Annotated in this window: 6 protein-coding genes and 1 riboswitch; of the genes, 2 read left to right on the forward strand and 4 right to left on the reverse strand. The window is 75.9% G+C overall.

Annotated features, from left to right (window positions below; genetic code table 11):
- Positions 1–208 (reverse strand): hypothetical protein (locus ACFUVW_RS17950; RefSeq protein ID WP_430572669.1); only part of this gene is annotated, 208 nt, incomplete at its 3' end.
- Between the two features lie 124 nt (positions 209–332).
- On the reverse strand, positions 333–1,316 hold the full coding sequence (locus ACFUVW_RS17955) for a hypothetical protein (protein WP_430572670.1): 984 nt from the start codon (positions 1,314–1,316) through the stop codon (positions 333–335).
- A 284-nt stretch (positions 1,317–1,600) separates the two neighbouring features.
- Between ACFUVW_RS17955 and ACFUVW_RS17960 the strand changes: the two genes are divergently transcribed.
- Entirely contained in the window at positions 1,601–2,209 is a 609-nt protein-coding gene (locus tag ACFUVW_RS17960) for a hypothetical protein (protein ID WP_430572671.1), read from the forward strand.
- 56 nt (positions 2,210–2,265) lie between these two features.
- Here the strand turns inward: ACFUVW_RS17960 and ACFUVW_RS17965 are convergent, their stop codons facing one another.
- Positions 2,266–4,893, reverse strand: coding sequence for a LuxR C-terminal-related transcriptional regulator (locus ACFUVW_RS17965; protein WP_430572672.1), 2,628 nt, complete (start codon positions 4,891–4,893; stop codon positions 2,266–2,268).
- A gap of 241 nt (positions 4,894–5,134) precedes the next feature.
- Between ACFUVW_RS17965 and ACFUVW_RS17970 the strand changes: the two genes are divergently transcribed.
- A complete protein-coding gene (locus ACFUVW_RS17970) occupies positions 5,135–6,121 on the forward strand; it encodes a hypothetical protein (protein ID WP_430572673.1) in 987 nt (328 codons plus the stop codon).
- Between the two features lie 12 nt (positions 6,122–6,133).
- On the opposite strand, the gene ACFUVW_RS17975 is transcribed toward ACFUVW_RS17970, so the two are convergent.
- Positions 6,134–6,862, reverse strand: a complete 729-nt coding sequence (locus tag ACFUVW_RS17975) for a GTP pyrophosphokinase family protein (RefSeq protein WP_430572674.1) — start codon at positions 6,860–6,862, stop codon at positions 6,134–6,136.
- A gap of 282 nt (positions 6,863–7,144) precedes the next feature.
- Positions 7,145–7,258: riboswitch (SAM riboswitch) on the forward strand.
- Positions 7,259–7,453: the final 195 nt, after the last annotated feature.

The raw sequence follows: 7,453 nt of genomic DNA on the forward strand, positions 1-7,453 counted from the left end.
GCACCAGGCGGCGCGCGTCGCGGCGCAGCTCGGCGTGGTGCGCCGCGACGATCTCGGCCGCGGCCTCCGCACGACCGCCGAGAGCGGTGCCGGGAGTCGTGCCGGGCGTCGCGTCGGGCGTCGCGTCGGGCGTCGCGTCGGCCGTCGCGTCCAGCGCGAGGATCGCGTCCCGCACCCCCGGGCGCAGCGCGCCGTCACCTCCGGTCATGCTTCCTGTCCCCCGTCGCCGCGACTGTTCCGGGCTGCGGCCCTCCCGATCCCGCGACCACCGTGGTGCGGGTGCACTGCTCGGCCGCGAGTCGCGACCCGTCTGCGTCGGCCGGTGGCCGGTCCTAGCGGAGCGCTCCCCAGCGCCCGACGTCGTCGTGCGGAGACCCCTCGTCGTCGATCCCCATCGCTCGGAGCCGCTGGGCGGCGATCTCGCGGACGCGGTCGATGTGCTCGGCGGCGCGTGCGCGCGTGATCCCCGCGGTGCGGGCGATCCACACGAGCGTGTCGTGGCCCGGCGGCTCCCCGGAGCCGTCGGACGCCTCGGCCATCCAGAGCGCCGCGACGTGCCCGAGCACCCGGCCCTGGGCGGTGGCCGCGTCGACGACGGACCGGACGAGCGAGGGCACCTCGACGGGGTGCAGCGGCGGGTCGGCGGGCGTGTCGACCAGCCGGCCCGTGTCGAGGGCCTCGTCGAAGGACAGCGCGCCGCGCAGGACGAGCTCGTCCGCCTCCGTCACGACCATCCCCTGGCGCACGACGTCGGAGCGGTGCTCGGCGAGGCGCGAGTTCGTGGCCTGCACGGCCTCGGCGACGGTCGGCGTGGCGCCGCGGAGCGCGGCGAGCTCCGCCCGGGTGCGGGCCAGCTCGCGCCGCCGGCGCTGGGCGGCCACCATCCCCGACGCGGGGGCGGTGGCGTGGTCGACGAACGACCGGACCTGCGGGCGCGCCGTGTACACGACGATGGCGAGGAAGGAACGCATGGTGCGCAGGAAGGCGCGGTCGTCGCGGGCGCGCTCCAGCATCCGCCAGGCGGTCTCGACGACGATCGCCTCGACGTCGTCGGCGTACGCGGCGGCCGGCACGCTGTGCGTGCGGCACAGGCGGACGGCGATCCGGCGCCACTGCGCCCGGTGCTCGCCGAGGAACGCCGACACCTCGTCACGGTAGGCCGCGTCGTCCTGGATCGCGACGATCCGCTCGACCCGGGTGCGGACGGGGTCCTCCACGGCCCCGTCCACCGCCGCCGGGGCCTCCTCGTCGGCACGCGGGGTCCACGTGTCGCGCGCCCCGCGGGGGCGCGTGCTGAGGAGGGCGGAGTCGTTCACGGTTCAAGGATGCGGTGGCGCCCGGGGCACCGGACCTGGAACCCCCGCTTTTCACACCGCGCTTCACCCTCGGCCCGCCGCGTCGGCGGAGCCGCGACCGGGTCGGGATGCCATGCTGACTGGCGAGAGCCTGCATACGACTGTTCCCGGAGGTGGTCGGCGAGGGCCGCGCACACCCGTCGGTGCCGTCGCACGACGGCAGCCGGTCGATACACTGCCCGCCCGGCGCGCCCCCGCGCCGGCGGCGGGACCCGGGAGTGCAGACGAGAGCAGGAGGTGGAGGCATGGGCGCAGCACCCGCGGGCGGGACGGCGTGGGACGACACCACGTGGGCGGCGTGGGGCGTCGGCCTCGTCGAGCCCCTGCTCGACCCCTACGACCGCGTCGCCACCCTCGAGTCCATGACGGCGCAGGCGGGCCACCACCGCCTGCGGGCCGTGACCCTGCTCGCCGGGGCGCTGACCGACCTCCTGGACTCGTTGCCGGAGGACGACCCGTGGCGCCACGCCGACCCGGCGGTGTTCGGCACCTACCGCGACGGTCTCGACCTGGTGCCGACGGAGGCCACCGAGCTCACCGAGGACATCGGGCTGGCGGCCCTCGCCCGGCCGCTCGGTCGCGCGGGCGCACGGCTCGTCGGCGCGACCACGCACGGCTGGGAGAACGTCGCGCACGCGGCGAACGAGCTCGACGACCCCGTGCCCGCGCTGACGCGGGCGATCGCGTGGGCGGCGTGGCGGCGCCGGGCGTACCTGGGCGACGACAGCTACCCCGTCCTCGTGGTGTTCGCCTGGCTGCGCCGGGCCGCGCTCGTGGCCTCCGGGGGCGAGCTCGACGACGACGCCGCGCACGAGCGGATGCGGGAGTCCGCCCGGATCGTCGACGAGGTCTGAGCCGCCCCCTCCGCCGTGCCGGGAGGCCCGCGCGGGTCCGGCCGTCGTCGACGGGCTCAGTCGTCGTCGAAGGCGGTGGCGGGGTCGACGTGGTCGGCCGCGATGAGCCCGAGGTCGAGGCCCCGCACCAGCGCGTCCTCGCGCCGGCGGACGCCGAGCTTGCGGTACACCGACCGGAGCTGGCTCTTGACGGTGTTGACCGACACGGTGAGGTGCCGCGAGATCTCGGCGGCCGTCGGGTGGCGCAGGAGCGCCTCGAGCACCACCACCTCCCGGTCGGTCAGCGGCTGGGTGCCGTCCGTCATCGCCGCGAACAGCTCCGGCACCTCCTCGGCGTCCGCGAGCACGCGCCGCGCCGTGTGGTCCCGGCCCTGGGCCGCGAGATCGGCGAGCGCGAGCAGGTCGCGCCGCGGCGCCAGGGCGAGCGGCAGCCGCAGCCGCCGGTCGGCGACGACGGCCGCGAGCTTGCCGAGCGCGTCGCGGGCGGAGGACTCGTCCCCGCAGCGCAGGAGGGCCGCGGCGAGGAGCAGGTGGTGCGCGGCCCGCTGCCGCGGCGCCGCGCCCCGGGCGGGCGGATGCTCGACGAGGAGGTCCCGCGCGGCCTGCGCGTGGTCCGCGAGCAGGGCCAGGTGGCCGCGGAGCTGCCACGTCAGCGGCGACTGGGGCGGCGCGACCTTGAGGAGCGCGTGCACCGCGCCCACGCGCCCGCCGGCGAGGTCCAGCAGGCCGCTCACGTAGCCGATCTGCTCGATGTTCCGGGTCGAGATGCGCCGCTGGCCCCGCTCGGACTCGATGTAGCGCCGCAGGCGCTCGGTCCCGAGCGTCGCCTCGAAGGAGACGAGGTCCACGAAGGCCTGGGTCGTCGCGAAGAGCGGACGGGACTCGAGCATCGCGAGGTGGGGCTGCATGACGTCCAGGTGGGCCTGCGCGCCGCGCGCCTCGAACCGCTCGAGGCAGACCATGGCCCGGGCGAGGCGGTAGAGGTCGTCGTCGCGGCCGGCGTGCACCTCCTCGTGCGGGGACGCGTCGATGATCTCGAGGTCGCGCAGGGCCTCGGGCATGTCCCCGCGGATCGCGTGCACGAGCGCGCGGAGCGAGAGGCCGTAGAGGGTGCGCGGGTTCTGCGTCGGGGAGTCGCCGAGGTCCTCGAGCACCGCCAGGGCCTCCGCCGCGGACCCGCCGCGGGCGAACGACATCGCGATCTCCGCGCGGAGCCGGGGCAGCTCGCCGGAGAGCCGCCGGCGCTCCGGGGCCCCCAGCTCGTCGGCGATGCGCAGCGCGCGGCGCGCCGGCTCCGTCGCCCGCGTCGCCGAGCCGGTGCACCGCAGCGCGACGGACTCGAGCACCTCGAGCACGAGGCGCTCGGCCGGTGCGGCGGCGCGCAGCCGCGGACGGATGGCGGCGAGCGCGATGCGGAAGTACTCGATCGCGTCGTCGCGCTCGCCGGGGATCCCGTCGTGGTGGATCGCCCGCAGCCCTGCCAGCAGGGGCCACCGGCGCAGGTCGTGCACCGGCACGTCCCGGAGCGGCGCGATCCGCCGCAACGCCTGCGGCTCGATCAGCTCCGCCCAGTGCCGGGAGACCGCCTCGGACGCCGTCGCGAGGTCGTCCGCGGCGACGGCGTGCCGGAGCGCCTCGACGGGGTAGCCGTGGGACAGGTACCAGCCGGCGCACGCGGCCTGCAGCCGGCGGAGGTCGTCGGGCCGCCGCAGCCGCAGCGTCTCGCGCACGATCGAGCGCACCACGGGGAACAGCGCGAAGACCCGGCCGGTGGGACGGCGCTCCCACGCGCCGAGTCCGCGCTCCTCGAGCACGGTGAGGAGCTCCGGGGCCCGCGGCTCGCGGCTCAGCGCGACGGCGAGGTCGGCCGTGAGGACCTCCGGCACCGCGCACCGGGAGAGCAGCTCCTCGAGCTCGTCGCGCTCGAGCCCGCGGAGCTGGCGGTCGACGGCGGCGCGCAGCAGCTCCTCCGCGACCTGCAGGTGCGCCGGCGTGCCGTGGGAACCGGCCATCTCGGCGGCGAGCATCGCCACCCGCAGGTAGAGCGGCTGCCCGCCGGTGTGGACGTGCGCCTCGGCCGGGTCCATGTCGACTCCGGCGTGCCGCAGCACCTGCGCGGTCTCGTCCGGGGTGAGCGGCAGCTGGTCGGCGGTGATCACCGTGCGGTCCAGCTGGAGGCCGACCACCGGCTCCTCCAGCGGCGAGGTCGTGAGCGTGGCGATCGCGATCGACAGGTTGGGACACAGGCGCAGCAGGGCGAGCACGTCGCCGTGCGTGTCGTCGTCCTCGATCTCCTGGTAGTCGTCGAGCACCACCAGCACCTCGCCGGGGACGGCGAGGACGGCGTCCGCGAGCCGGTCGGGAAGCTCGTCGGCCTGCAGGTCGCCGGGGCCGAACGCGGCGTCGAACCCCTCGAGCCCCGCGCGCACCGCACGTCGTGCGACGGCCCGCCACAGGTCCGTCCGCGACGTCCCTGGCGGGACGGAGAACCACACGCCGGCCGCCGAGCGTCGCCGCGCCCACTCCGCCAGGAGGGAGGTCTTGCCGCCGCCCGCCGGCCCGCGCACGATCCGCAGGGCGGCGTCGGCGTCGAGCCGCTCGATGAGCCGTTCCCGGACGAGCTCGATGTGCGGGGCGCGGGGCGCCCCGAAGAGCCGGAAGTTCCTGGTGCCCCCGTCGGGCATGCGCTGCCTCCTGACTCGCCCCCTGCGGAACGGCCGGGCCAGGACGTGCCGTCGGCAACCTCGTCGACGTCGAGCCGGCGCCGGTCCGCGATCCCGTTCACACCATAGGCGGGGTGCGCCCGGACTTCTCGGGCAAGGGCCTTCCCGGGGCGAGCGCGGCCCCACCGGCCGTCGTCGCGGCGTCCCGCGACCCCGCAGGGGGAGCCGCGGCTGCGGGCCCGCGGCCGCGCATAGACGCGGTATGCTCCGCGCGCCGCACCGCCCCTGGCCCACCCGTCACCGCCGCGCGCGGGGGCTCCTGGCCGGGGCGCTCGCCCTCGTCGCCGCGGCGTCGCTCGTCGGCGGGCTCGAGGCACCGTCCGGGGGCGAGCGGGTCGCGCCCGCCGCCGACGCCGGACCGGTGCACGAGGCGGACGCCGTGGGCGTCGTCGACGAGCCGGTCCGGGCGACGCGGCTCGCCGACGGGCGGCGCGCCGTGCCGGTCAACCGGCACTACCGGTCCCAGGCCCGCGCCGTGGCGAAGCGCTACGGGCTCACGATCCGCTGGGTGCGCGGCGACGCCTGCCGCGGCGTCGCGCGGTCGGTGGGCTGCTACACCTCGGGGGTCCGGAGCATCACCCTGTCCACCCGCCTGGCGCGGCAGCCGCGGGCGAACGTCCGGTTCGTCGTCGCGCACGAGGCGGCACACCACCGGATCTACCTGCGGTGCGGCACGACCCGCCCGCCGGTGGCCGCTGGGCGGCCCGAGCACGTCACCGACGCGTACGCCGCGAAGGTGCTCTCCGTGCGGGGTGCGACGGGCTACGGCTACCGGCGGTCCGACGTCGTGGCGGCGCGGAAGATCGCCCGCGGGGTCTGCTGGTCGAAGCAGCGCACCGTCACCGTCGCGAGCACCGGGGCGCCGCTGTACGCCCTGCGGTCCGCGAGCACCCGGTACACGCTGAGCCGCGGCGCCCGGTTGACGCTCCTCGGCCGCGCCGGCGACCTGTACGTCGTGCGCGACTCCCGGGACCGCCTCGGCCGGGTCCGCCCGATCGCGTGGACCAGGCCGACCCGCACGATCGTCGTCCGGCACGCAGGGGGCCTCGCGTGGCCGTACGGGGGCGGGCCCGCCCGCTGGATGCGGGTGGGCGAGCGGTACGGGTACCTCCGCCCCTACGACCGGAGCCACGTCCTGGCGCGCGCGGCCGGTGGGCGGCTCGTGCTGGTGGAGCGGCGCGGGTTCTGAGCCGGGGGCGGCTCAGCCCTCGCGCGTCGTGCGCAGGGCGTCGCCCTCGACCTCGGCGGCGCTCCAGAAGTTGCGCAGCATCTCCTCGGGGGTGAGCAGCGAGTCGCGGTGCTCGACGGGCTCTGCTGCCCCGGCGATCGCCTTCACCTCGTCGTGGATCCGCTCCATGGAGCTGTCGAGGGAGGACGCGACGTCGGCGGCGAGCTTGAGCGAGTCCGTGAGGTGACGCGGCACGTCGCGCGCGTACTTGTAGTAGATCTTGTGCTCCAGGCTCGCCCAGAAGTCCATGGCGATGGTGCGCAGCTGGATCTCCACGATGACGTGCTCGACCCGGTCGGAGAGGTAGACCGGCACCTGCACGATGAGGTGCAGCGACTTGTAGCCGTTGGCCTTGGGATGGGCGATGTAGTCGCGCTCTTCCAGGACGGTGAGGTCCGCCTGGTTCATGAGCATGTCCCGCACCTTGTAGATGTCGGAGACGAAGCTGCAGGTGACGCGGACGCCTGCGACGTCGAACATGTGCTCGCGGACGCCCTCGGGCGTGAGCGGGATGCCCTTGCGCCGGCACTTGGCGACGATCGACTCGAGCGACTTGAGCCGCGAGCTGACGTGCTCGACCGGGTTGTAGTTCTGCATGTGCCGGAACTCGTCGCGAAGGATCGAGATCTTGGTCATGACCTCGTCGATCCCGAACTTGTACGTCAGCACGAGCCGCCGCAGCCGGTCCACGAGCGCCCGGATCTCCGCGGCCTCGGGGGAGCGGTGCTGCGCCTCCGGTGCTGCGTCGTGCGGGGTGTCGTGCGGGGTGCCGTGCGGTGCGTCCTGCCCTGCGTCCTGGCTCACGGGCACCACCGTAGACGGGATCGCTCGGCGACCGAGTATCCGATAAATCCGGTCGGGTGTGTTCGATATTTGAGACGGGTGGCGGAGCTCGTTGACACCCCTCGTCCGCACACCTACTTTCCTGCGCACCGGGTCGGACGACCGCGGCGCCGCGAGGCGGTGCGGCCGGACGTCCCGGGTGGTCACGAGCTCCGACGCGAAGCCCCGGCTCGTCGGACGGCAACCCCCTGCGCGGGTGGGTGCCCCGGGTGAGGACCAGGCCGGCCGTCGCCGACGGCACGGCAACACGCGACCCCCGCCGCGGCGGGGAGCAGGAGAGGACGAGCATGCACCGCGACGCCACCACCGTGCGTTCCCTGTCGTCCCGGACCCGGGCCGTGCCGTCCGCCCCGTCGGCAGCCACCCCGCCGACGTCCACCCCGGCGTGGTGTCGACGCCGCTGATCGCGGCCTGACCGTCCGCCGCCCCGCGGCGGACCCCCTGCTGGCC

The sequence above is a fragment of the Isoptericola sp. NPDC057391 genome, assembly GCF_042668085.1.
Classification (GTDB): domain Bacteria; phylum Actinomycetota; class Actinomycetes; order Actinomycetales; family Cellulomonadaceae; genus Isoptericola.

What these genes read in the sequence shown, in the direction of transcription:
- ACFUVW_RS17960 (WP_430572671.1), top strand. Translation starts at nt 1,601, where the DNA reads ATGGGCGCAGCACCCGCGGGCGGGACGGCGTGGGACGACACCACGTGG.
- ACFUVW_RS17965 (WP_430572672.1), bottom strand. Translation starts at nt 4,893, where the DNA reads ATGCCCGACGGGGGCACCAGGAACTTCCGGCTCTTCGGGGCGCCCCGC.
- ACFUVW_RS17970 (WP_430572673.1), top strand. Translation starts at nt 5,135, where the DNA reads ATGCTCCGCGCGCCGCACCGCCCCTGGCCCACCCGTCACCGCCGCGCG.